Below are 24026 nucleotides of genomic sequence, written 5' to 3'. Positions count from 1 at the left end.
CCCGGACCGTGTCCCGGCTCTCACCCCGGTCCCGGCTCCCGCCGTCCGTGGGCGCTTCGGGGGGCCCTTCGGGCTCCCCCGCCGGCTCCCGGGCGGCGAGGAACTCCTCCAGCCGCCGTGCGGCCCGGCCGCCTCTCCTGCGCGGTGCGGGACCGTCGGCCGGCTCGTGGGACCGTCCCTCGCTCACACCGCCAGGTTACGTCCGGGGTGTGGCCCCCGCATGCGGGAACGCCGGCCCCGACGGTACGGGGCCGGCGTTCCGGCAGGGTGTGCGGACGGGCCGATCAGGCGATGCGGTCCAGGACGATCGGGCTGGCGGTGAACGCCGTGCCCGCCGGGGCGACGTCGTACGAGCCCTCCAGCGAGGCCAGGGCGTAGTCGAACTTCTCCGGGGTGTCCGTGTGCAGCGTCATCAGCGGCTGCCCGGCCACGACCTGGTCGCCCGGCTTCGCGTGCAGCTCGATGCCCGCACCCGCCTGCACCGGGTCCTCCTTGCGGGCGCGGCCGGCGCCCAGGCGCCAGGCGCCGACGCCCACCGCGTACGCGTCCAGACGGGTCAGCACGCCCGACGCGGGCGCGGTGACCACGTGCTGCTCGCGGGCGACCGGCAGGGTCGCGTCCGGGTCGCCGCCCTGCGCCTGGATCATGCGGCGCCAGACGTCCATCGCGGAGCCGTCGGCCAGCGCCTTGGCCGGGTCGGCGTCCTTGATGCCGGCGGCGTCCAGCATCTCCTTCGCCAGGGCGATGGTCAGCTCGACCACGTCGGCCGGGCCGCCGCCGGCCAGGACCTCGACGGACTCGCGGACTTCCAGCGCGTTGCCGGCGGTCAGGCCGAGCGGGGTGGACATGTCGGTGAGCAGGGCGATCGTCTTCACGCCGCTGTCGGTGCCCAGCGCCACCATGGTGGAGGCGAGTTCGCGGGCGTCCTCGATGTTCTTCATGAAGGCGCCGGAGCCGACCTTCACGTCGAGGACGAGGGAGCCGGTGCCCTCCGCGATCTTCTTGGACATGATGGAGGAGGCGATCAGCGGGATGGCCTCGACGGTGCCGGTCACGTCGCGCAGCGCGTACAGCTTCTTGTCGGCGGGGGCGAGGCCGTCGCCGGCCGCGCAGATGACCGCGCCGGTGGTGTCGAGGACGTGGAGCATCTCCTCGTTGGAGAGCAGCGCGCGCCAGCCGGGGATGGACTCCAGCTTGTCCAGGGTGCCGCCGGTGTGGCCGAGGCCGCGGCCGGACAGCTGCGGCACGGCGGCGCCGCAGGCGGCGACGAGCGGGGCCAGCGGGAGGGTGATCTTGTCGCCGACGCCGCCGGTGGAGTGCTTGTCGGCGGTCGGGCGGGAGAGGGAGTCGAAGTTCATCCGCTCGCCGGAGGCGATCATGGCCGCGGTCCAGCGGGCGATCTCGGACCGGTTCATGCCGTTGAGCAGGATGGCCATGGCCAGCGCCGACATCTGCTCGTCGGCGACGACGCCGCGGGTGTACGCGTCGATGACCCAGTCGATCTGCTCGGGGCTCAGCTCGCCGCGGTCACGCTTCGTACGGATGACGGAGATGACGTCCATTGGTGCTTCCTTCTACGCGCATAGAGGGGTGGTGCGGAGTTCCGCGGAAGTACGGAAGTGCGACGGCCCCTCGCCTCGGGGGGCGAAGGGCCGTCGACACGGTTATCTCAGGTGGTCCGGCCCGAAGGCCTGCGGCAGCATCTCTGCCAGCGGGAGGATCCCGTTCGGGGTCTCCACCAGCAGTTCCGGTCCGCCGAATTCGTACAGCAGCTGGCGGCAGCGCCCACATGGGACGAGGACGTCGCCCTTTCCGTCGACGCAGGTGAAGTGCGTCAGGCGGCCGCCGCCCGTGGCCTGGAGCGAGGACACCAGGCCGCACTCGGCGCACAGGCCGAGCCCGTAGCTCGCGTTCTCGACGTTGCAGCCGGTCACGGTCCGGCCGTCGTCCACCAGGGCCGCGACACCGACCGGGAAGCCCGAGTAGGGGGCGTACGCCCGGGACATGGCGTCCCGGGCGGCCTCCCGCAGGGCCTCCCAGTCGGGGGTGGGCGCCGTCGTCACTTGCCTTGTCCCTTGCGGTACGGCATGCCGTCCGCCTTCGGCATCCGCAGGCGCTGCGCCGACAGGGCGAGCACGAGCAGCGTCGTGACGTACGGAGCGGCGTCGACGAACTGGCTCGGGACGGCGTCGACCAGCGCGTACCAGACGAACAGGCCGGCGGCGCAGGCGGCGGCGATCGCGGCCTGGACGTGCTTCTTCTTGTACAGCTGCCAGACGACGACGGCCACGAGCAGGATCGCCAGGAGCAGCAGCATCGCGTGGACGTTCTCGGCGCCACCGCGCAGCTTGAGGCTGTAGGTGAAGCCGAACAGACCCGAGCCGAGGGCCATGCCGCCCGGCATCCAGTTGCCGAAGATCATGGCGGCGAGACCGATGTAGCCGCGGCCGCCGGTCTGGCCCTCCTGGTAGATGCCGGTGGAGACGATCGCGAGGAACGCGCCGCCCAGGCCGGCCATAGCACCGGAGACGACCACGGCGATGTACTTGTACTTGTACACGTTGACGCCGAGGGACTCCGCGGCGATCGGGTTCTCACCGCAGGAGCGCAGCCGCAGGCCGAAGGAGGTGCGCCACAGCACCCACCAGGTGGCCGGGATCAGCAGGATGGCGACGACGGTCAGCAGCGACAGGTTGGTGACCAGGCCGCCGAGGACACCGGCGAGGTCCGAGACCAGGAACCAGTGCTTGGCCTGGAGGTCGGCCAGCCAGCCCGACAGACCGGGGACGGTGATCTCGGTGATCGGCTCGATGCGCGGGGACTGCTTGGAGGAGCCGCCGGGGACCGTGTCGAAGGTGAAGTTCGACAGGTACTGGGTGAAGCCGAGGGCCAGGATGTTCACGGCCACACCGGAGACGATGTGGTTGACGTTGAACGTGACCGTGATGATCGCGTGCAGCAGGCCGCCGAGGGCGCCGCCGACGATGCCCATGAGGACGCCGGTCCAGGGACCCCACTGGTAGCCGGCCCAGGCGCCGAACCAGGTGCCGAGGATCATCATGCCTTCGAGGCCGATGTTGACCACGCCGGCGCGCTCGGCCCACAGGCCGCCGAGACCGGCCATGGCGATCGGCACGGCGAGCTGGAGCGCGCCGGAGACCTGGCCGATGGAGGTCAGGTCGTTGGCGCCCGAGATCGTCCGGACCAGCGAGATCAGGACGAGGCCGCCCGCGATGATCAGCAGGATCCAGGGCAGGGTGAGCTTGCGGCGGCCGTCCTTCTTGGGCGCGGCGCTCGTCGCGGAAACGGTGCTGGTGCTCACGCCGCGACCTCCTTGTCGGTCTTGATGGCGTGGCCGGCGGCCAGCTCCTCGCCGACCTTCTGCTGCTGGCGGCGGATGCCGTAGCGGCGGACGAACTCGTAGCTGACGACGACCGCGATCACGATCAGGCCCTGCATGATCGTGCCGATCTCCTTGGCGTAGCCGGCGGTGTCGAGACCGGCGGACGCCTTGTCGATGAAGGCGATCAGGAGGGCGGAGAAGAAGATGCCGAGCGGGTTGTTGCGGCCCAGCAGGGCGATGGTGATGCCCGTGAAGCCGATGCCCGCCGGGAACGACAGGTTGTACGTGTGGGACTCGCCGAGCAGCAGCGGCATGCCGGTGAGGCCGGCGACGGCACCGGAGATGAGCATCGAGGTCATGATCATCTTCTTGGCGTCCACACCGGAGGCCTGGGCGGCGGACTCGCTCGCGCCGGTGGCCCGCAGGTCGAAGCCGAACCGGGTGCGGTTGAGGACGAACCAGTAGACGATGCCGAGCGCGAAGGCGACGAAGGTGAAGCCGTAGACCTCCAGGCCCGGGCCGATCTCGACGGCCGGGAACCAGCCCGACTCCGGGATGTCACCGGTGGTCAGGTCGTTGGAGCCGGGCAGCTGGACACCCAGGTTCTTGGGCAGCAGCAGCCAGGCGATCACGGAGGTCGCGATGGCGTTCAGCATGATCGTCGAGACGACCTCGCTCACGCCGCGCTTGGCCTTGAGGATGCCCGCGATACCGGCCCAGAAGGCACCGGTGAGCATGGCCACGGCCACGATCATCAGGATCTGCAGCGGACCGGGCAGCGTGACCGCGGCGCCGACGACGGCCGAGATCATCGCGGCGAGGCGGTACTGGCCGTCCACACCGATGTTGAAGAGGTTCATCCGGAAGCCGACGGCCACGGCCAGGGCTGCCAGGTAGTAGATGCCGGCCTGGTTGAGGATCAGGACCTGGACGTCTTCGTAACCGGCCTGCTCGATCATGATGCGCAGCGGGTCGATCGGGTCCACGCCCGAGGCGGCCAGCACGATCATGGTCAGCAGGAAGGCGCTGACCAGTGCGAGCGCCGGTCCGGCGACCGCGAGCAGCAGCCGGTCCTTGTCGAATTTCTTCATCGGGCCTCGTCCTCCGTCGTGTCACCGTCGGCAGCGACAGAGCCTTGATCGGGGTGGGGTTCGGTGGCTTCCAGGTGGCCGCGCGCGGCACCCGTCATGGCGGTGCCGAGCTCCTCCGGCGTGATGGTCGCCGGGTCGGCGTCCGCGACCAGGCGGCCGCGGTAGATGACGCGCAGGGTGTCGGACAGGCCGATCAGCTCGTCGAGGTCGGCGGAGATCAGGAGCACGGCCAGGCCCTCGCGGCGGGCCTCGCGGATGGCGTCCCAGATCTGCGCCTGCGCACCGACGTCCACACCGCGGGTGGGGTGGGCGGCGATGAGGAACTTCGGGTTGTGGCTCATCTCGCGGCCGACGATCAGCTTCTGCTGGTTGCCGCCGGAGAGCGAGGCCGCGGTCACGTCGATGCCCGGGGTGCGGACGTCGTACTCGCGCACGATCCGCTCGGTGTCCTTGCGGGCGGCCTTCGGGTCGAGGATGCCGCGCTTGGAGTTGGGTGCCTCGGTGACGTGGCCGAGGATGCGGTTCTCCCACAGCGGGGATTCCAGCAGCAGACCGTGGCGGTGGCGGTCCTCGGGGATGTAGCCGATGCCGTCTTCACGGCGCTTACGCACCGGGTGCTTGGTGATGTCCTGGCCGTCGAGGGTGATCACACCGGCGTCCGGGGCCATCATGCCCATGAGGGCCTCGATCAGCTCGGTCTGGCCGTTGCCCTCGACACCGGCGATGCCGAGGACCTCGCCCTTGTGGATCGTGAAGTCGACGTCGTCCAGCAGCAGGCGGCCGACGGGGACGTGCTCGTGGACGTTCTCCGTGTCCTCGTTGCGGTCCTGGGCGGCGGCCGGCAGCGGAGCGGTCACGCCCCCCTTCTCGGCCAGGGTCAGGCCCTTGACCTGGAGCATCGGGACGTCGGTGACCGTCGACTCGCGGGTCTCCGGGGTGGGCAGCTCGCTACCGACCATGAGCTCGGCGAGCTGCTTGGTCGTCGCGGTCTTCGGGTCGGCGGTGCCGACCGTGGTGCCCCGGCGGATGACGGTGATGTCGTCGGCGACCTTCAGCACCTCGCCCAGCTTGTGCGAGATGAAGATGACGGTCAGGCCCTCGGCCTTGAGCTCGCGCAGGTTGTCGAAGAGCGCGTCCACCTCCTGCGGCACGAGCACGGCGGTCGGCTCGTCGAGGATGAGGGTGCGGGCACCGCGGTAGAGGACCTTGAGGATCTCCACGCGCTGCCGGTCGGCGACACCGAGGTCCTCGACCAGGGCGTCGGGACGGACACCGAGGCCGTACGCGTCCGAGATCTCCAGGATCTTCTTGCGGGCCTTGGCCCCGATGCCGTACAGCTTCTCGCCGCCGAGAACGACGTTCTCCAGGACGGTGAGGTTGTCGGCCAGCATGAAGTGCTGGTGGACCATGCCGATGCCGCGGGCGATGGCCTCACCCGGGTTGTTGAAGGAGACCTGCTCCCCGTCGATGGCGATGGTGCCCTCGTCCGGCTTCTGCATGCCGTAGAGGATCTTCATCAGGGTCGACTTGCCGGCACCGTTCTCACCGATGAGGGCGTGGACCGTGCCCTTGCGGACGGTGATGGCGATGTCCTTGTTGGCGACGACGCCGGGGAAACGCTTGGTGATGCCGTGCAGTTCTACGGCAGGGGGGCTGGACGCGTTGATGACGCACTCTCCTTGGCGCGAAAGGAGCTGGAAAAGATGCCGCTGGGCGGGGGGACAGGGCGGGGAGAGAAGGTATCGCGTCCACGATGCCTCTACGCGCGTAGCACTGTCGAAAGTGAAAACTTGCGGCCAAGTGGCCACAAGGAATCACGGAATGCGGTTCGGGGCCCGGGAGCGGCAGAGACCGCTTCCCGGACCCCCGAGACCTTACTTCACGTCAGGGACGGCCTTACGGCGCGGTCTTGACGTTGATCTTCTTGGCGATGATGTCGGCCTTGGCCTTCTCGACGGCAGCCTGGACATCGGCCATGTTCTTGTACTCCGGGTTGGACGGAGCCAGGCCCACACCGTTGGTGTCGAGGCCGTAGCGGACCTCACCGGTCTGCGGCTTGCCGTCCTGGACCGACTTGATCAGGTTGTAGACGGCGCCGGACACGTCCTTGGTGACCGAGGTCAGGATCTTGTCCTTGTACTTCGCCAGACCGGCCTGGTTGTACTGGTCCGAGTCGACACCGACGGCCCACTTGCCGGCGGTGGCGGTGGCCTCGATCGCACCGGAGCCGGCGAGGCCCGCGGCGGAGTAGATCACGTCGGCGCCGTTGTCGAGCTGACCCTTGGCGGCGGCCTTGCCCAGGTCGGGCTTGGCGAAACCGGAGAAGTCCGGCGGCTGGCTCAGGTAGGTCGACAGCACCTTGGCGTTCGGGTTGGTGTCCTTGACACCCTGGGTGAAGCCCGCCTCGAACTTCTTGATCAGCGGAACCTCGACACCGCCGATGAAGCCGACCGTGCCGGACTTGGAGGCCTTGGCGGCGGCGACGCCGGCCAGGTACGAGCCCTGCTCCTCGTTGAAGACCAGGTTCGCGATGTTCTTGTCGGTCACCGAGGTGTCGTCGATGAGGCCGAACGTGGTGTTCGGGAACTTCGGCGCGACCTTCTTGATCGCCGGCGCGTAGGCGAAGCCGACGCCGATGACCGGGTTGTTGCCCTTGCGGGCCAGCTCGGTGAGGCGCTGGACCTTGTCGGCCTCGCTCTCGCCCTCGGTGGGCTCCGCCTCGGCGCCCTTGATCTTCAGGTCCTTCTCGGCCTTCTCCAGACCCGCGTACGCGGCGTCGTTGAAGGACTGGTCGCCGCGGCCGCCGATGTCATAGGCGATGGCTGCGGACTTCTGACCCGCGGACTCCGTGGAGGAGGCGGTGTCGGACGACTTCTTTCCGCCACAGGCGGTGGCCGAGAGGGCCAGCGCCGCGGACGCGAGGCCCACGGTGGCGATCCTGGTGATCCGGCGCAAGGGGAGGCTCCTTCAAAACCTGACCGAAAGCGCCTACTGACCGGCGCTGGTTTTCGCGGCGATCGTAACGCGCGTAGATGTCAGTTAAAGGCCCGTTCATGAGTCGTTATCGGATCGTCGTGAACCGGACAGTGACCGATCAGTGACGCATCGGACGTCCAGCCCTTGGGACACAAGGGCTGGACAGGTGTGCCGACCGTCGCTCAGATGAGGAAAAACTTTCCTACGTGATCGGCCGTGCACGGTGCCCGTCGATCAGTGCGGCGGCCGTGAAGAACTCGACGCCGATCCCGATCGCGGCCTCGTCCACGTCGAAGTCGCCGCGGTGGAGATCCTTCTTCACACTGGCGCCCGGCGGGTGGACCCCGAGGCGGGCCATGGCCCCGGGCACGTGCTCCAGGTACCAGGAGAAGTCCTCGCCGCCCAGGCTCTGCTCGGTGTCCTCGACCGACTCCGCGCCCCGCCGCGCGGTCATCGACTCGCGCAGCAGCTCCGTGATCACCGGGTCGTTGACGACGGGGGGCACCCCGCGCACGTAGGTGATCTCCGACTTGGCCCGGTGCACCCCGGCGATCTCGTCGATCGCCGCGTGGATCTGGTCGGGCGCCTCGTGCCAGGCCTTGATGTCCAGGCAGCGGATGGTCCCGGACAGCTCCGCGTGCATCGGGATCACGTTGCAGGCGTGCCCGGACTCGATCCGGCCCCAGGTGATCGACATGCCCGAGCGGGCGTCCATGCGGCGGGCGACGACCGCGGGCAGGTCGGTGGCGACCCGGGCGGCGGCCGTCACCAGGTCGGTGGTGAGGTGCGGCCGGGCGGTGTGCCCGCCGGGGCCCTCCAGGGTGATCTCCAGGCGGTCGCAGGCGGAGGTGATCGGCCCGGCCCGCAGGCCGATCTTCCCCGCGTCGACCCGGGGGTCGCAGTGCACGGCGAGGATCTTGCCCACGCCGTCGAGGACCCCGGACGCGATGGCGTCGGTCGCACCGCCCGGCAGCACCTCCTCGGCGGGCTGGAAGAGCAGCCGCACGGGTCGGGGCAGCAGGCCCTGCCGGTCGAGCTCGGCGAGGACGAGCCCGGCGCCGAGGACGACCGCCGTGTGCACGTCGTGGCCGCAGGCGTGGGCCCGGTCGGGGAAGGTCGAGCGGTACGCGACGTGCGTCTTGGCGTCGGGAATGGGCAGGGCGTCGATGTCCGCGCGCAGCGCCAGCATCGGCCGGCCGCCGTCCCAGGTGCCCACGTCGCAGATCAGCCCGGTCCCGGACTTCAGTACGCGTGGCCGCAGGCCGGCTTTCTCCAGTCGGGCCTTGATGGCCGCCGTGGTGCGGAACTCCTGGTGTCCTAGCTCCGGGTGCATGTGCAAGTCCCGGCGGAAGGCGATCAGTTCGGCACGCAGGTGGTCCGGAAGAGTGCCGGGCAGCTCGGGCTGGGCGGGCGTGCCGGGCAGGACGGGCTGGGACTCGCGGGACATCAACTGGTTCACCCGTTGAAGGGTAGGCGCACGAATGGCCCAACTGGATGGAGATCAGGAAAAGTTCATGCCGTCAGGGGAAAAAAACCAGACCTCTGGACGCATGACCGCATGCAGCCGGGGGTAAACTCGCGCGCTCAACCGGCCGCCGGGACCGTACGGGCGTGGATTCTGCGCACATCACGGGCGGTCTCGGTGACGCCGGTGAGGAAGCTCTGCGCCCGCGGCGACGCGGAGCCGGTCAACCAGGCCGGGTCGACATCGCATACGGCAACGGTCACGCCCGTACCGCTCAGCGCGTACGGCAGCGTGTGGACGACCGTGGACGGGAAGCTGACGACCGTTCGGCCGATCGGTCCGCGGCGAGCCGTCAGCTCCAGCGGCAGGTCGGGGCGGACGATCTCCAGCCCGGTCTCCTCGCTCAGCCTGCGCAGCTTCTCCGCCGACTCGCGGCGGTGCGCGAAGTAGCGGGTGGCACCGTGGCGCACCGTCAGGGCCCGTACGGCGTCCAGGTAGCCGGCCGCGTCCACCACCCCGGTCTCCACGAGCGAGGTGCCGACCAGGTCGGTGCCGCGGGTCAGCCGGGGCGGGCCGAACCGGGCGCGGGTCCAGGCGAAGTCGTTGACCCGCAGCCTCATCGTGCCGTGCACGGTGACGGGCATCGAGGTGAACATCTCGACGCGGCGGCCCGTGCGGGCCGCCGGGGTGAAGCGGCGTCGGGCGGCCGACGAGACCGGCGCGTACGCGAGCTCGCGCAGCCGGCCGGCCGCGCCGCCGCGGCCGATGCGGTGCCAGCGGACGAGGCGTTCTCCGCGGGCGGTCTGGGCGGCGAACTCCATGGTGGCGGTGCCGTCGTCGACGACGACGAGCTCCTCGGCGCGCACCAGGGTCAGCAGCAGCTGCACGTACCGGGAGAAGGGGTCGCCGACGATGATCCGCGCGGCGGCCCGCACGTCGCGGGCGAGCGCTGCGAGCGCCTTGACCGGGGCGAGCCGACTGCCGCGGGCCTCCTGCCACCGGACCTCGTACCCCTCGTCCCGGGCGAGCGCCGCCATGCGGCGGAGCTGGCCGCGGGACATCGGGTCGGTCGGCGGCAGGACGACGATCCGCAGCCCGCCCGCCGCGCCGGCCGCACGGGGCGTGCCGGCGTCGCGGGCGTCGGGGGCGTCGGGGGCGTCGGCCGCGCCGCCGGTCCGGGCCCCGGACCGGCCCGCGGTCCGGGCCGGCTGGCTCGGGACGCCGTCCAGCAGCGGGGCGCCGCCGGGCGGCTGGGTGCCGTACGCGTACGCCCACTCCAGCACGTTCAGGAGCTGGACGGGGCTCTCGACGAAAGCCAGGGAGGTGGCGGAGGGGGTCACCGTGCACTCCTCGTCAGGGACGGGCTGGGGCAGGGGCGGGGCTTCGTACGCACACCGGACGGCCGGTCAGACCGCGACCGGTTCGCCCTGGACGCGGCGGAGCTTGCGCATGGGGGCGAGCTCGGAGTCGTAGACCCGCTTGACGCCGTCGCCGAGCGCGGTCTCGATGGTGCGGATGTCGCGGACCAGGCGGGTCAGGCCGCCGGGCTCGACGGAGGCGGCCTGGTCGGAGCCCCACATCGCGCGGTCGAGGGTGATGTGCCGCTCGACGAAGGCGGCGCCGAGGGCGACGGCCGCGAGGGTGGTCTGCAGGCCGGTCTCGTGGCCGGAGTAGCCGATCGGGACGTTGGGGTACTCCTCCTGGAGGGTGTTGATCACCCGGAGGTTGAGCTCCTCCGCCTTGGCCGGGTACGTGGACGTGGCGTGGCAGAGCAGGATGTTGTCGCTGCCGAGCACCTCGACGGCGTGCCGGATCTGCTTCGGGGTGGACATGCCCGTGGACAGGACGATCGTGCGACCGGTCGCGCGCAGGGCGCGCAGCAGCTCGTCATCGGTGAGGCAGGCCGAGGCCACCTTGTGGGCGGGGAGGTCGAACTTCTCCAGGAAGGCGACCGCCTCGGTGTCCCACGGGGAGGCGAACCAGTCGATGCCGCGCTCCTTGCAGTGCTCGTCGATGGCCCGGTACTCGGCCTCGCCGAACTCGACGCGGTGGCGGTAGTCGATGTACGTCATGCGGCCCCAGGGGGTGTCGCGCTCGATGGCCCACTGGTCGCGCGGGGTGCAGATCTCCGGGGTGCGCTTTTGGAACTTGACGGCGTCGCAGCCGGCCTCGGCGGCCGCGTCGATCAGCGCGATGGCGTTGTCCAGCTCGCCGTTGTGGTTGATGCCGATCTCGCCGACGACGTAGACGGGGCGGTCGGGGCCGACGATGCGGGAGCCGAGGGTCCGCAGACGGGGGTGCAGGGTGGTGGCGAGGGTCATGGCAGGAGGGGTCCTTCGTTCGGTGCGGGGTGCGGTGCGGTGCGGTGCGGGGGTGTCAGGGGGCCGGCGGGGAGGCCGGGGAGGAGGAAGAGGAAGAGGAAGAGGAAGAGGAAGAGGAGGGGGAGGGGGAAGGGGAGGGGGTGTGGTCGAGGAGCGGGGCGAGGAGGCGCGCCCGGGCCAGGTCGTGCGGGTCGTCGATCTCCAGGACCCGGGCGGGGTCCGTGGTGACGGGGAGGGTGCGGCCGAAGAAGCGGTGCCGGGCCCGGCGGAAGCCGGCCGCGTCCATGGCGTAGGCGGCTCCGGTCTCCAGCAGGTCCTGCGGGCGGTCCTGGCGGCGGGGGCGGACGGACCGGTCGTGGTTGACGCCCCATGCGCCGGGGTCGTCGCTGCCGGATCCGGGAACCGACGGGGTCGTCTCCCGCCAGAGGAAGCCGTGGAAGGGGGCGACGGTGAGGGCGGTGTCGGCTGCTCCGGCGGCGACGGCGGAGGCGACCGACTCGACCTCCGCGGAGGTGATGAACGGGCTGGTGCACTGGACGAGGAGGACCACGTCCACGAGTACGGAGTGCAGCTCCTCGAAGGAGTCGAGGGCGTGCAGTACGGCGGCCTCGCTGGTCGCGGTGTCCCCGGAGAGGGCCGCGGGCCGGCGCAGCGGGTGGGCTCCGGCGGCGCGGGCGGCCTCGGCGATGGCCTCGGAGTCGGTGGAGACCAGCACGTCGGTGACGGTGGCCGCGGCCCGGCAGGCGGCCACGGCCCGGGCCACGAGCGGTACGCCGCCCACCTCGGCGAGGTTCTTCCCGGGGACCCCCTTGGAGCCGCCGCGGGCCGGGATCACCGCGAGCACCCGCTTGCGGGGGCTTCCCGGGCCGGGGGTCCGCTCGGTGCGGGGCGCGGGCGGGGTGGCGGATGCGGGCGGGGTGGCGGGCGCGGATGCGGGCGCGGGCGCAGATGCAGGTGCGGGCGCGGATGCTCGGGTGGTCACAGCTCTCCCAGTCGGCGGATCACCGGGGCCACGCGCTGCACCCCGTGTCGGTAGGCACCCCGGGCGGCCTCGCGCAGCTGCCGCCGCAGGAGGCTCCGCAGCCGGGACTCGCCGGCCGTGTCGCGGAGGGTGCCGGGCAGCGGGGTCCCGTCGGGGGCGAGGTGCTGGCGGGCGAGGATCCCGGGGAGGTATCCGGGGGCGGTGGTCCGGGTGTAGTAGGGGTCGACCGGCGGCAGCCAGGGCCGCGCGGCCAGCTCGGCGACCCGCGCCCGGGCAGCCGCGTACGGATCGCCGGGGGCCGGGTAGCCGGGGGCCGCTGGGCCCGCGGCCTGCGTGAGCGGGTCCGCCGTGAGCGGGTCCGCCGTGAGCGGGTCCGCCGTGAGCGGGTCCGCCGGGCCCGGAGCCCCGGGTGCGGGCGCGTCGGTGTCGGAGGCGGCAGCGCCGGGTACGCCGTGGGCCGCCAGCCAGGACGGGTCGGGCTGCGGGAGCAGTCCGGAGTCCAGCTGGTCCCACGAGGCGAGGCAGCCCGAGCCGAGGAAGTGGTGGTTGCCGAGGGCCTCGCGGATGCCGAGGTCGGTCAGGACCGCGGTCGGGATGCCCCGGTGCAGGGACTCCAGCGCGGCCGTGGAGGACACGGTGACCAACAGGTCGGTGCCGTCCAGGACCTCGCCCATGTTCCCGTAGGCCAGCCGGCAGTTCGGCGGCAGGCCGCCGGGGATCCGCTCGGCGAGCCGCTGGTACGGCGCCTCCTCCAGGTGGGTGGTGTGCTCCCCGGGCCGGCTGCGCAGCTTGACGAGCACCTCGCGGTCCGGGTGCAGCCGGGCGTGGCCGGCGGCCCGCCCGAGCAGGTACGCCCGGTCCTTGCGGGTCTCGGGGACCGACGGCTGGACCGCGAAGACGACCCGCAGGGCGCGGCTCGGAGCCGCGTCCGCCGACCGGTGGGAGCCGCCGGGGCCGGCGTCCGCGAGGAAGGGGAGGGCGGTCTCCGTGACGGAGTCCGCGGCCGCGCCGACTCCCTCGTACACCGCGCGGAAGCGTTCGGCGTCGTGCCGGGAGTTGGCGAGGACGAGGTCGGCGCCGTGCCGCAGCAGCAGCCCGTCGGCGAGCTTCTCGTAGACGACGCCGACGTAACCGGTGACGAGCACCGGGCGGGCGGCCGGCTCCGGCCACAGCGCGCGGACCCCGTGCAGGACGGCCTGGACGGCGCCGCCGACGAGCGCGAGGACCACCACGTCGGGCCGTTCGCGCTCCAGGGCGGCCAGGAACTCGGGGCAGGTCACCTCCGCGAGCCGGTCGGCCCGGACCCCGACCTCGCCGAGCTGCCGCGCGGTCGGGGTGGCCCGGCCGCGCAGCAGGTACCCGGTGAGTTCGGCGTGGTCGGGCACGAGGCGTCGGGCGGTGAGCGCACCCCATTTCCAGCGCGTGTCGGAATCCGCCAGAACGGCGACGGAGAGGCCGGTGCGAGGCGTGCGTGACGCACGGGACGCATGGGATGCGATGGTGTCTGCGCGATTGCTGACTGGCACCTGGCAGAAGGTATTCGGGGATTTCGCAGATAGGCCCAACGACCGCACAACATCGGGTTAACAGGCCGTCGACGAAATACGAATCCGCGCCGGTTAACGCGCCCGCCCCGCGCCGTTCACGCGGAATACGCACGCGGGTCACGGTGAATGCCACGCGGCGTCTTAATGTCTCACAGGTGCCCAAGCTCTCTGTTGTCGTGCCGTTCTACAACGTGCAGACATACGCACCGGATGCCCTGAAAAGCCTCGAACTCAATGCACGGGACGATTTCGAGTTCCTGCTGGTCGACGACCGCTCGACGGACGGGACGCCCGCGCTCCTGGAGCGGGCCGCGCGCGAGCTGCCGGGGGCGGTGCACCTCGTGCGCGACCGGAACGGCGGGTTGGCCACCGCCCGCAACACGGGCCTGGACGCGGCCAGCGGCGAGTACATCGCCTTCCTGGACGGCGACGACTGGCTGGCCCCCGGCCACCTGGCCCGCACCCTGGCTGCCATAGAGGCTCTGAACTGCGATTTCGTCCGCACCGACCATGTCACGGTGACCGGCCGGACGCGCGCGGTCCGGCACGTGCCGTACGGACCCCAGCTCGTGCCCGCCGATCCGCGCGCCGCCATCCTGCCCGCCACCCGGTCGACGTGCGTGGACTATCCGTACGCCTGGGCCGGCATGTACCACCGGCGGCTGCTGGACCTGGGGTTGCTGCACTTCACGGACGGGCTGCGTACGGCGGAGGACCGGCCGTGGATCTGGCGGCTGCACCGCCGGGCGCGGTCCTTCGCGGCGGTCGGTCTGCCCGGGATCTTCTACCGGCGCGGCATTTCGACCTCGTTGACGCAGATCAAGGACGAGCGGCAGCTCGATTTCATCCGGGCATTCGATCAGGTACTGGACGACACCGCGACCGATCCCGACGTCGAACTACTGCTCCCGAAAGCCGTCCGAACATATTGTGCAATTATCGCGCACCATATCGGGTCCATCGAAAGGTTCGAACCACCCGTGGCCGAAAAACTCCGACTCATGAGCGCGGGCGCCCTCCAGCGCATGCCCCCTGAGCTGCTGGACCAGGCCCTGGACGCGATGGACCCGGCGCGCAGCACCCTGCTGCGGCGCCTGCGCCGCCTGCGCAGCGGCAAGGGGGCCGTCTGATGCCCGCTCCCGGACCCGTACCCGGGCTCGCGCCCGTCCCCGTCCCCGGCACCGGCCCTGTCCCCGGCACCGGAGCCGTCCCCTGTACGCAGGTCTTCCTCGCCTCCACCCTCTACGGCACGGCCACCCTCGCCGCCGGCATCGACGCCGGCTGCTTCCCGTCTGCCCACCGGCGCATCCTGCTGACCAGCAACCACGCCCTCGCCGCCGAGGTGTCCCCGGGCCTGGCCGACATGCCCGGCTTCACCGAGCTGCGCACCCGCTTCGACGAGGTCATCGACTGGAACGCGGTCATCGCCCCGCAGCACCCCAGCTCCTGGACCCCGCGCCCCGAGGACGTCCCCCTGTGGGAGCGGCAGCTGCGCACCCTGTGGGGGCTCGGCGACGACCGCGTCGAACTGATCGTGGAGTCCCTCCAGGTGCCGCCCGCCCGCGCCCTGTGCCTGCTCTTCCCCGGCGCCGCCGTCGACGTGTACGCCGACGGGCTGATGAGCTACGGCCCCACCCGCTTCCGCCTCGACGCCCAGCTCGGCACGCGCGTGCGCCGGGTGCTCCACCCCGACCTGGTACCCGGTCTGGAGCCGCTGCTGCTCACCGAGTTCGGCGTGCCCTCGGAACTGCTGCCCACCGACGCCCTGCTGAAGGTCCTCGACGGGCTCCCCGCCGAGGCGCCCGAGCTCGCCGGGGTCGGGGAGGGGCCGGCGCTGCTGCTGGGCCAGTACCTCTCCGCCCTCGACCTGCTCTCCCCGCACGAGGAGGAGGACCTACACGTGGGCATGGTCCGCGGGGCGCACGCCCTCGGCCACCGCGAGCTGGTGTTCAAGCCCCATCCCAGCGCCCCCGCCGAGTACTCCCGACGGGCCGCCGCCGAGGCCGAGCGGCTCGGCGCCCGGCTCACCGTCGCCTCCGCCCCGGTCCTGGCCGAATGCCTGTACCAGCGGCTCCGCCCGGCCCTGGTCGTCGGCTGCTTCTCCACCGGACTGCTGACGGCCGCCACGCTGTACGGGCTGCCCGTCGCGCGCACCGGCACCGAGGCCGTACTGGCCCGGCTGACCCCGTACCAGAACAGCAACCGGATCCCGCTGACGGTGGTCGACGCCCTGCTGCCCGACCTCGCGGACGCGGCCGCCGTCGCCGACTGGACCGCCCCCGGACCCGACCAGGTCCGCAGCCGGCTGACCGGGCTGGTCACCGCCGTCGGCTACGCCATGCAGCCGCAGATCCTGGCCGAGCGCCGCGCCGATGTCGAGCGCCACCTGACCGCGCACGCGGAGCCGCGCACCCGCGGCTACATCCCGCGCCGCCGCCTCACCACCCTCGGACTGCCCGGCGGCGTCCCGGCCGGCCTGGCGTTCCTGCCGCAGAACCCGGCGGTGCGCCGCGTGGTCCGCCGGCTGCGCCGCCTGCGCGCGGCCCGCTCCTGACCGGGGCCGTCCGCCGGCCGCCCGGCGCCCGGCACCGGCACCGGCACCCGGCGACTACCCGGTGGCGAGCTTCGCGGCGAAGCCGAGGAAGAGCGCCCCGGCGGCCGAGGTGGCCCCGGCCGAGAGCCGCCTGCGCCGGCGGAAGGCCGCGGCCAGTCGGGTGCCGCCGAATATCAGCAGCGTCAGGTAGAGGAAGCTGCCGAGCTGGAGCAGGGTGCCCAACAGGAGGAAGGAGAGCGCCGGATAGGCGTAGGACGGATCGACGAACTGCACGAAGAAGGAAACCAGAAACAGGATCGCCTTCGGGTTGAACACGCTGATCAGCACCGCCCGGCGGTACGGCCGCTCGCTCTCGCCCGCATCCACCGCCGCGCCCGCGGGAGCGGCTTCCGGCTCCTCCTGCGGCCCGGACCGCGACCGCCACAGCGACCAGGCGCCGCGCAGCATCCCGACGGCGAGCCAGGTCAGGTAGCCGGCGCCGAGCAGCTTGACGATGCCGAAGAGCACCGGGCTGGTCTGGAGCAGGGCCCCGGCCCCGGTGGCGGCGAGCGCCATGAGCACGGCGTCGCCCGTGAACACCCCGGCGGCGGCCTTGTACCCCGTACGCACCCCGCGCCGCGCGGCGACGGACAGCACGTACAGGGAGTTGGGCCCCGGCAGGAGGATGATCAGGGCGAGCCCGACGAGGTAGGTCGGCAGATCGGTGACACCCAGCATGGGCAGGAGTGTCCCATGGGGTTGCTCCTGTCGCACCAGCGTTCCAGCATGCGGTCACCAGCGGGATTCGGACGGTTCGTACGCACCCCAGACCTCGCGCAGGGTGGTGCAGACCTCGCCCACCGTGGCCCGGGCGCGCAAGGCCTCCTTCATCGGGTACAGGACGTTGGCCGTGCCCTCCGCCGCCTCGCGCAGGGCGGCCAGGGCGGCTTCGACCGCCGCGCCGTCCCGCTCGGCGCGCAGGGCGGCGAGGGCCTCGCGCTGGCGGACCTCGATGGCCGGGTCGACGCGCAGCGGCTCGTAGGGCTCCTCCTCGGCCAGGGCGAAGCGGTTCACCCCGACCACCACCCGCTCGCCGCTGTCGGTTTCCCGCGCGATGCGGTACGCATTGCGCTCGATCTCCGCCTTCTGGAAGCCGGCCTCGATCGCGGCCACCGCCCCGCCGAGGTCCTCGACGCGGCGCATCAGGTCGAGCGCCGCCGCCTCCACCTCGTCGGTCATCCGCTCCACCGCGTAGCTGCCGGCGAACGGGTCGACGGTGTGCGGGACGTCCGTCTCGTGGGCCAGCACCTGCTGGGTGCGCAGGGCCAGCCGGGCCGCCTTCTCCGTCGGCAGGGCGATGGCCTCGTCGAACGAGTTCGTGTGCAGCGACTGGGTGCCGCCGAGCACGGCCGCCAGGGCCTGCACCGCCACCCGTACGAGGTTCAGCTCGGGCTGCTGTGCCGTCAGCTGGACGCCGGCGGTTTGGGTGTGGAAGCGCAACATCAGCGACTTGGGGTCCTTCGCCCCGAATTCCTCCCGCATGACGCGGGCCCAGATGCGCCGGGCGGCCCGGAACTTCGCGACCTCCTCCAGCAGGGTCGTGCGGGCGACGAAGAAGAACGACAGGCGGGGGGCGAACTCGTCGACGGCCATCCCGGCGTCCAACGCGGTGCGCACGTACGCGATCCCGTCGGCCAGGGTGAAGGCGATCTCCTGCGCGGGCGAGGCCCCGGCTTCGGCCATGTGGTAGCCGGAGATGGAAATGGTGTTCCAGCGGGGGATCTCGGCCCGGCAGTACCGGAAGGTGTCGGCCGTCAGCCGCAGCGAGGGGCCGGGCGGGAAGATGTACGTCCCGCGCGCGATGTACTCCTTCAGCACGTCGTTCTGCACGGTCCCGGTCAGCTGCCCGCCCGCGATCCCCTGTTCCTCGGCGACCAGCTGATACAGCAGCAGCAACAGGGCGGCCGGGGCGTTGATGGTCATCGAGGTGGACACCCGGTCGAGGGGAATCCCGTCGAACAGCACCCGCATGTCGTCGATCGAGTCGACGGCGACGCCGACCTTTCCGACCTCGCCGTGCGCGAGGGGCGCGTCCGAGTCGTGCCCCATCTGGGTCGGCAGGTCGAACGCGACGGACAGGCCGGTGCCGCCGCCGGCGATGAGCTGCCGGTAGCGGGCGTTGGATTCGGCGGCCGTCCCGAAGCCCGCGTACTGCCGCATCGTCCACGGCTTGCCGGTGTACATCGTGGGGTAGATCCCCCGTGTGTACGGGTACGCCCCTGGTTCGCCCAGTTTGGTGCGCGGGTCCCACTCCGTCAGGACGTCCGGCCCGTAGACGGGTTCGATGGGGATGCCGCTCTCGGTGTTCGACATGTGACCAAGCCCTCCGTAGAGCAAAGGGACCCGGGGCTGATACAACCTTCCCCGCGACGGCTGCCGGCCGTCTTCCTGACGGCTGCTGGTCACAATGGCGCAACATCCCCGCACCCTGTGCAACTCTCCACGCCCGCCAGGCATCACCTAGACACACGACGTAGAAATCGGGGGGACAGCACATGCACCGCCAGAGAGTCATAGTCCGCACACTCGGGGCGGCTGCCGCCGTCGCGCTCGCCGCGACTGCGTGCGGGCCCAAGTCGGAGCCGGCCGGCTCCGCTTCCCCGGTCGCCTCGGCCTCCGCGGCCGGCGCCTCCCCCGAAGTCTCGGCCTCGGCCGACGAGAAGGCGGCCTCGCCCTCCGCGTCGCCGTCGCAGTCCGCCTCCCCGTCGGCTTCCGCTTCGGCCTCGGCCTCGGCTTCCCCGGCGGTCAAGCCGATCATGGCGAACGGTGACGACAGCGACCAGGTGCGCGAGCTCCAGGCCCGTCTGAAGCAGCTCAAGTTCATGTCGGTGAAGCCGACCGGCTTCTACGGGACGAAGACGACCGCCGCGGTCAGGGCCCTCCAGTCGAAGCACGGTCTGCCCGCCACCGGCTCGGTCGACGCGGCCACCTGGAAGAAGCTCCAGGACGTCAGCAAGAAGCCGACGGCCGACGAGCTGCGCCCGCCGGAGGTCAACGAGGCCGACGCGCCCGACCCGCGCTGCATGCAGGGCCGCGTCCTGTGCATCAGCAAGGAGAGCCGCACCCTGGCCTGGATGATCGACGGCAGGGTCGTCTCCACGATGGACGTGCGCTTCGGCTCGGAGAACACCCCGACCCGCGAGGGCGAGTTCAACGTCGGCTGGAAGGCCAAGGACTGGACGTCGACGATCTACCACACGCCGATGCCGTACGCGATGTTCTTCAGCGGCGGCCAGGCGGTGCACTACTCGGCGGACTTCGCGGCGCGCGGCTACAAGGGCGCCTCCCACGGGTGTGTGAACGTCCGCGACAAGGGCAAAATCGCTGCGCTGTTCGACCAGGTGAAGGTCGGCGACAAGGTCGTCGTCTACTGGTGAGGCACCGGGCCTGACGGCCCGAGTCCGGACCCGGGGGGGGCCGGACTCGGGCCGTTTTTCTTTGCCCGGTGTCCTGCCTGCGGGCTGCCGGCTGCCGCCGTGTACCGCTGTGCTGCTGTGTGCCGCCGGTGTCGCCGGTGTCGCCGGTGTCGCCATGGGCTCGAACGGCCCGGGGCGGAAGGCCGGAGGCCGGAGGGGCGACGGGCCCGGAGGCGGAGGAAGAGGAAGGGGGGCGCGGGCAGGGCCGGGGGAACGAACCCCGCCCGCGCCAGGTGCGCAGAGCCCAGGGGTACGGGGGGAACCCCGGCTCATGCGCCGCCGATGACCAGTCGGCTCGTTATGTACTGCGCCGCAGGTTCGAAAAGTGTTACAGGGTGTTCGTGACACCCTCCGCGGACAGCGCGAAGGCCCCGCGCGGAGCATCGTCGCGGGGCCTTCGCAGGTGCCGGGGCCGCGGTCAGCGCGGCACGCGCACGCCCGGGGATGCGGTGCCGACCTCCGGGGTCGGCTGGGTCATCGGGGCGGCCCGGCCGGGGCTCGGGGCCTTGAGGACCTCGCTGCCGTCCCCGCTGCTGCGGGGCGCGGTGCCGGTCCTGGAGCCGCCGGACCCGTCGAGCAGCGCCTCGCAGTAGTGCGGGATCCGCGCGAGACCCTTGGCCAGCTTGGAGAGCTTGTCGCGGCGGTCGGCGTTCATGCTGCCCGAGCGGTACGCCTCGCAGAGGTTCACCGCCCTCAGGCGGGTCTGCCCGTCCTGGTTGTGCAGCTCGGTCGCGCCGCCGAGGGTCTCCTTGCCGGTGTTGCCCGTACCGGCCGCGGAGGCCCCGCCGGACGAGGTGTCAGCGCTCCCTCCGAAGCGGGAGTCCGGTCCGGGTCCGCCGCCGTCGGCCGGGCCCGTGCCGGCCGCGGAGCCGTCGGGGCTGGCGGGCGACGCGGTGGGCCCGCCGTCGGCGCTGCGGAACGGGTCGGGGCGCAGCTGCGGAGCAGAGGTCGGGCCGGTGCCGCCGGACGACGGTGCCGGGGTCTCCAGGGCTCTGAGCGTCGCGGCGGGCGCGGGTCCGGCGGAGGTGTGGGTGACGCGGTCCAGCAGGCCGGCGCCCGCGGCCGCGGCGAGCCCGCCGACGGCGACGCTGGCCAGCGCCGCGGCCAGGGCGAACCGCACGGGGCGGCCCCGGCGGGAAGCGGCGTCGGCTTCGGCCGGGTCGGGCGCGGGCAGGGGGATGACGGGGCCGAGGTCCACCACGGGACCGGCCGCGGCGGCGGACCCAGCGGCGCCGATGGACGCCGCAGCGCCGGTGGAGCCCGCAGCGCCGGTGGAGCCCGCAGCGCCGGTGGAGCCCGCAGCGCCGGTGGAGCCCGCGCGCGCGGCGCGGAACGCGGCCAGCGCGGCGGCCTCTCCGGGCAGCTCCGCCCCGGCGGGGGCCTGCGGCGGCACCAGCATGTCGAGGGCGGACCGCAGCCGGTCTTCGGCATCCCGGGCGCGGCGATCGGCGCCCGGGGCGGCCGGCGTGCCGTTCAGCACGCGTTCTGCCGCCACCCGGTCCAACCACCTGTTGCGCTCGTCGGCCATCACATGTCCTTCTGCGTCCGCCAACGTGAATGCGTCACACCGGTTTGTTCTACGAGGCCACCACCCCGGCCGCGCTGCGCGGGCACGGCGTCGAGGTCGCGCTGACCCCCGCCCTCCCGGATCTGGCCACCGGCATTATGGCCGACGCCCGGAACCCGGTCCGACCCAGGTTCCGCTTCCGGCCCGTGGCCGCCCTCGGCGCCCAGCAGTTCCGCCAGTTTCTTCAGGCCCCGGTGGGCGGCGGTGCGGACCGCTCCGGGCCGCTTGCCCAGGGTCTCGGCCGCGCTCTTGGCGTCGAGCCCGACCACGACGCGCAGGACCACCGCCTCGGCCTGGTCCTGCGGAAGCCGGGCGATCAGGGCCATGGTCCGGCCGGTGGAGAGGGCCTCCATCGCCTCGCCCGCGGTGTCGCTGTCGGCGGCCCGGCCCGTCAGCTCGGTCTCGTCCCCGCCGATGGCGGGACGGCGGCCGCGCATCCGGACGTGGTCCAGGGCCCGGTTGCGGGCCACCCGGGCGGCCCAGCCGCGGAAGCGGTCGGCGTCGCCGGTGAAGGAGTCGAGGTCGCGGGCGATCTGCAGCCAGGCCTCGGAGGTCACGTCCTCCGCATCGCCGTCGCCGACGAGCGTGCGTACGTACCCGAGCAGCCGTGGGTGCACGGAGCGGTACACAGCACGGAACGCGTTCTCGTCGCCGTCCTGTGCCGCGAGCACCGCGGCGGTCAGCTCCGCGTCGTCCCCCAGCAAAGTCCCCAACCCGTTCACTGTCCTGTACGTGTGGCGCAAATCAGCACGTTACGGCTTTCAAGTACCTTCGTCCACGAGTTGTACGGGGAGCAACCAATCGTGCGCGAACCGAGGTGTGACACAAAACGCACGCGCGGCGCTGTCATGGGTACGGGCTTGTCGCACGAGTCCGTACGGACGGCGACCGGGGCCTCTCCTGTGGGGGGTGGCGGCCTCGGTCGTCTTCCACCTCCCTCTCGTGGACCTCACCACGTCATCCTTTCGGCTCACTTCCGGGTGAAAACACCGCACCGGCCCGGCGCGCCCTGTCTGGCGTCGCTAGCGTGGCGGTACACCGGTACCGCGCCCCGAGGAGTCCCCCGCTGTCCAGCCATCTTCCGGCACAGGCCCCTGGGGGTACCTCCCTGGGGGCCCCTCCCGGACGAAGTCTGGGGCAGACGCCTGCGGAACGCTCCGCCCTCGTCCACGACCACGGCCTGGCGCGTTTGAACGCCCTGTCCGCCGAGGCGGCCGAGGCCGTCCTGATGCAGTGCTGCGGCAGCCGGCGCTGGGCACACCGGGTGGCCGCCCACAGACCGTACCCGGACTCGGGCGCTCTGCGGGCCGCCGCCGACGAAGCCTCGTACGACCTGGGCGGGGCGGACCTGGCCGAGGCGCTCGCCGCGGAGTTCCCGCCGGAGCTGGGCCACGGGGCCCCGTACGCGGCCCGGCTGGCACTGGACGCGGCCCACGCGGAGTACGAGCGGACCTTCGGGCACGCCTTCGTGGTCTGCCTCGACGGGCACCCTCCGGAGGAGCGGGCCGACCAGCTGCTCGGCGCGATCCGCCGCCGGATGGGGCTGGACCCGGAGGAGGAGCGGGCGATCTCGGCGGACGAACTGCGCCGGCTGGCCCGGTCGCGGCTCGCCGACCTGACGGACTGGCTCATCTCCCCGGACGGTGTGGGTGCGGCCGAAACGGGGCTATTCGCCCCCGTGGGATAGGCCGTCCGTGCCTGTTTGATCACACCGGAGGACCCCGGGCGAAGGAACCGACAAAGCGTCGCTACGATGTCCGGGGCCGGTGGACCGTACCCGGCCGGGCCCGACCGACAACGAAGCCGGCAGGCCCCCGCCCCGCTTCCGGAGGGTTTTCCGTGCCGGCTGGAACGTTGTACCGCGGCCGGGAAGGAATGTGGTCCTGGGTGGCTCATCGAGTCACCGGCGTCCTCATTTTCTTCTTCCTGTTCGTACACGTCCTCGACACCGCTCTCGTCCGCGTCTCCCCCGAGGCGTACGACGATGTCGTGGCTACCTACAAGACGCCGATCGTCGCGCTGCTGGAGTACGGCCTCGTGGCCGCCATCCTGTTCCACGCGCTGAACGGTCTCCGCGTCATCGCAGTGGACTTCTGGTCCAAGGGCCCGCGCTACCAGAAGCAGATGCTCTGGTCGGTCATGGTGCTCTGGCTGGCGCTGATGATCGGGGCCCTGGTCCCCGTCCTCGGCCACGCCTACCTCGAACTGTTCGGGAAGTGACGCGCATGTCCTCTGACACTTCTTCCGCTCAGGCCATCGGCGACGTGGAGGGCGTGAGCCTCTACGACGCGGACAACCCGGCGCCGTACATCGAGGCCCCGCGCAAGCGCACCGGCAAGACCCCGCGCTCCACCCGCGGCAATTTCGAGATGGTCGCATGGCTCTTCATGCGCCTGTCCGGCATCGTCCTCGTGGTCCTGGTCATCGGCCACCTCCTCATCCAGCTGGTGCTGGACGGCGGCGTCTCCAAGATCGGCTTCGCCTTCGTGGCCGGCCGCTGGGCGTCCCCGTTCTGGCAGGTCTGGGACCTGCTGATGCTGTGGCTGGCGATGCTGCACGGCGCCAACGGCCTGCGTACCGTCATCAACGACTACGCGGAGCGCGCGAACACGCGCCTGTGGCTGAAGGGCCTGCTCTACACCGCCACGGTGTTCACCATCCTTCTGGGCACGCTGGTGATCTTCACCTTCGACCCGAACATCCGCTAGGCAACGGGGCTGAGGCG

The 24026-nt window shown here is 71.9% G+C and carries 20 protein-coding genes and 1 pseudogene; 6 read left to right on the top strand and 15 right to left on the bottom strand.

Annotation, left to right across the window (positions count from 1 at the left end; all coding sequences use genetic code 11):
• Positions 1 to 284 precede the first annotated feature (284 nt).
• The 11 genes and pseudogenes from ACFVGY_RS25650 to ACFVGY_RS25600 all read right to left on the bottom strand — a co-directional run bounded on the left by ACFVGY_RS25650 (position 285) and on the right by ACFVGY_RS25600 (position 13677).
• On the bottom strand, positions 285 to 1562 hold the full coding sequence (locus ACFVGY_RS25650) for a thymidine phosphorylase (protein WP_385681144.1): 1278 nt from the start codon (positions 1560 to 1562) through the stop codon (positions 285 to 287).
• Positions 1563 to 1664: 102 nt separating this feature from the next.
• Positions 1665 to 2063 (bottom strand): cytidine deaminase, encoded by a 399-nt coding sequence (locus ACFVGY_RS25645; protein WP_385681142.1) that lies wholly within the window; start codon positions 2061 to 2063, stop codon positions 1665 to 1667.
• Entirely contained in the window at positions 2060 to 3322 is a 1263-nt protein-coding gene (locus ACFVGY_RS25640; protein ID WP_385681140.1) for an ABC transporter permease, read from the bottom strand. The genes ACFVGY_RS25645 and ACFVGY_RS25640 overlap by 4 nt, the downstream gene beginning before the upstream one ends.
• The gene (locus ACFVGY_RS25635; protein WP_385681138.1) at positions 3319 to 4434 is read right to left on the bottom strand and encodes an ABC transporter permease; all 1116 of its coding nucleotides are present in this window, start codon (positions 4432 to 4434) and stop codon (positions 3319 to 3321) included. The genes ACFVGY_RS25640 and ACFVGY_RS25635 overlap by 4 nt, the downstream gene beginning before the upstream one ends.
• On the bottom strand, positions 4431 to 6101 hold the full coding sequence (locus tag ACFVGY_RS25630) for an ABC transporter ATP-binding protein (protein ID WP_385681197.1): 1671 nt from the start codon (positions 6099 to 6101) through the stop codon (positions 4431 to 4433). The genes ACFVGY_RS25635 and ACFVGY_RS25630 overlap by 4 nt, the downstream gene beginning before the upstream one ends.
• A 229-nt stretch (positions 6102 to 6330) precedes the next feature.
• Positions 6331 to 7389, bottom strand: a complete 1059-nt coding sequence (locus ACFVGY_RS25625) for a BMP family protein (protein ID WP_385681136.1) — start codon at positions 7387 to 7389, stop codon at positions 6331 to 6333.
• Between the two features lie 223 nt (positions 7390 to 7612).
• The gene (locus tag ACFVGY_RS25620; protein WP_385681195.1) at positions 7613 to 8857 is read right to left on the bottom strand and encodes an amidohydrolase; all 1245 of its coding nucleotides are present in this window, start codon (positions 8855 to 8857) and stop codon (positions 7613 to 7615) included.
• 137 nt (positions 8858 to 8994) lie between these two features.
• Positions 8995 to 10215: a hypothetical protein gene (locus tag ACFVGY_RS25615; RefSeq protein WP_385681134.1), complete on the bottom strand. Its 1221-nt coding sequence runs from the start codon at positions 10213 to 10215 to the stop codon at positions 8995 to 8997.
• Between the two features lie 66 nt (positions 10216 to 10281).
• Complete coding sequence (locus ACFVGY_RS25610; protein WP_385681132.1) at positions 10282 to 11196, bottom strand: N-acetylneuraminate synthase family protein; 915 nt, start codon at positions 11194 to 11196, stop codon at positions 10282 to 10284.
• A 145-nt stretch (positions 11197 to 11341) separates the two neighbouring features.
• Positions 11342 to 12040 (bottom strand): annotated as a pseudogene (locus ACFVGY_RS25605) (acylneuraminate cytidylyltransferase family protein); the annotation flags it as partial.
• 134 nt (positions 12041 to 12174) lie between these two features.
• Positions 12175 to 13677, bottom strand: a complete 1503-nt coding sequence (locus ACFVGY_RS25600; protein WP_385681194.1) for a DUF6716 putative glycosyltransferase — start codon at positions 13675 to 13677, stop codon at positions 12175 to 12177.
• A gap of 203 nt (positions 13678 to 13880) precedes the next feature.
• Between ACFVGY_RS25600 and ACFVGY_RS25595 the strand changes: the two genes are divergently transcribed.
• Positions 13881 to 14855, top strand: a complete 975-nt coding sequence (locus ACFVGY_RS25595; RefSeq protein WP_385681192.1) for a glycosyltransferase family 2 protein — start codon at positions 13881 to 13883, stop codon at positions 14853 to 14855.
• The gene (locus ACFVGY_RS25590) at positions 14855 to 16279 is read left to right on the top strand and encodes a polysialyltransferase family glycosyltransferase (RefSeq protein WP_385681131.1); all 1425 of its coding nucleotides are present in this window, start codon (positions 14855 to 14857) and stop codon (positions 16277 to 16279) included. The genes ACFVGY_RS25595 and ACFVGY_RS25590 overlap by 1 nt, the downstream gene beginning before the upstream one ends.
• 54 nt (positions 16280 to 16333) lie before the next feature.
• Here ACFVGY_RS25590 and leuE read toward each other — a convergent pair whose 3' ends face one another.
• Both leuE and ACFVGY_RS25580 read right to left on the bottom strand, forming a co-directional pair.
• Positions 16334 to 16996: a leucine efflux protein LeuE gene (gene leuE, locus ACFVGY_RS25585; protein WP_385681129.1), complete on the bottom strand. Its 663-nt coding sequence runs from the start codon at positions 16994 to 16996 to the stop codon at positions 16334 to 16336.
• 54 nt (positions 16997 to 17050) lie between these two features.
• Positions 17051 to 18631 (bottom strand): methylmalonyl-CoA mutase, encoded by a 1581-nt coding sequence (locus ACFVGY_RS25580; protein WP_385681127.1) that lies wholly within the window; start codon positions 18629 to 18631, stop codon positions 17051 to 17053.
• Between the two features lie 182 nt (positions 18632 to 18813).
• Here ACFVGY_RS25580 and ACFVGY_RS25575 point away from each other — a divergent pair, with 182 nt between their 5' ends.
• Complete coding sequence (locus ACFVGY_RS25575) at positions 18814 to 19695, top strand: peptidoglycan-binding protein (RefSeq protein ID WP_385681125.1); 882 nt, start codon at positions 18814 to 18816, stop codon at positions 19693 to 19695.
• A gap of 457 nt (positions 19696 to 20152) precedes the next feature.
• On the opposite strand, the gene ACFVGY_RS25570 is transcribed toward ACFVGY_RS25575, so the two are convergent.
• Together ACFVGY_RS25570 and ACFVGY_RS25565 are read right to left on the bottom strand one after the other, a co-directional pair.
• The gene (locus ACFVGY_RS25570) at positions 20153 to 21262 is read right to left on the bottom strand and encodes a hypothetical protein (RefSeq protein ID WP_385681123.1); all 1110 of its coding nucleotides are present in this window, start codon (positions 21260 to 21262) and stop codon (positions 20153 to 20155) included.
• Positions 21262 to 22005 carry an RNA polymerase sigma factor gene (locus tag ACFVGY_RS25565; RefSeq protein ID WP_385681190.1) on the bottom strand — a complete coding sequence of 248 codons (744 nt, stop codon included), beginning with the start codon at positions 22003 to 22005 and terminating at the stop codon, positions 21262 to 21264. The genes ACFVGY_RS25570 and ACFVGY_RS25565 overlap by 1 nt, the downstream gene beginning before the upstream one ends.
• A 323-nt stretch (positions 22006 to 22328) precedes the next feature.
• On the opposite strand from ACFVGY_RS25565, the gene ACFVGY_RS25560 reads away from it, so the two are divergent.
• The 3 genes from ACFVGY_RS25560 to ACFVGY_RS25550 all read left to right on the top strand — a co-directional run bounded on the left by ACFVGY_RS25560 (position 22329) and on the right by ACFVGY_RS25550 (position 24009).
• Entirely contained in the window at positions 22329 to 22988 is a 660-nt protein-coding gene (locus ACFVGY_RS25560; protein ID WP_385681121.1) for a 2-oxo-4-hydroxy-4-carboxy-5-ureidoimidazoline decarboxylase, read from the top strand.
• A 152-nt stretch (positions 22989 to 23140) separates the two neighbouring features.
• A complete protein-coding gene (sdhC, locus tag ACFVGY_RS25555) occupies positions 23141 to 23521 on the top strand; it encodes a succinate dehydrogenase, cytochrome b556 subunit (RefSeq protein WP_385681119.1) in 381 nt (126 codons plus the stop codon).
• 5 nt (positions 23522 to 23526) lie between these two features.
• Positions 23527 to 24009: a succinate dehydrogenase hydrophobic membrane anchor subunit gene (locus ACFVGY_RS25550; protein WP_385681117.1), complete on the top strand. Its 483-nt coding sequence runs from the start codon at positions 23527 to 23529 to the stop codon at positions 24007 to 24009.
• Positions 24010 to 24026 lie beyond the last annotated feature (17 nt).

Origin of the sequence: Streptomyces sp. NPDC127106 (genome assembly GCF_042677605.1) — a bacterium.
Classification (GTDB): Bacteria; Actinomycetota; Actinomycetes; order Streptomycetales; family Streptomycetaceae; genus Streptomyces.
Note: the sequence above shows the minus strand (reverse complement) of the source record. Positions and strands in the feature narration are given on the sequence as shown.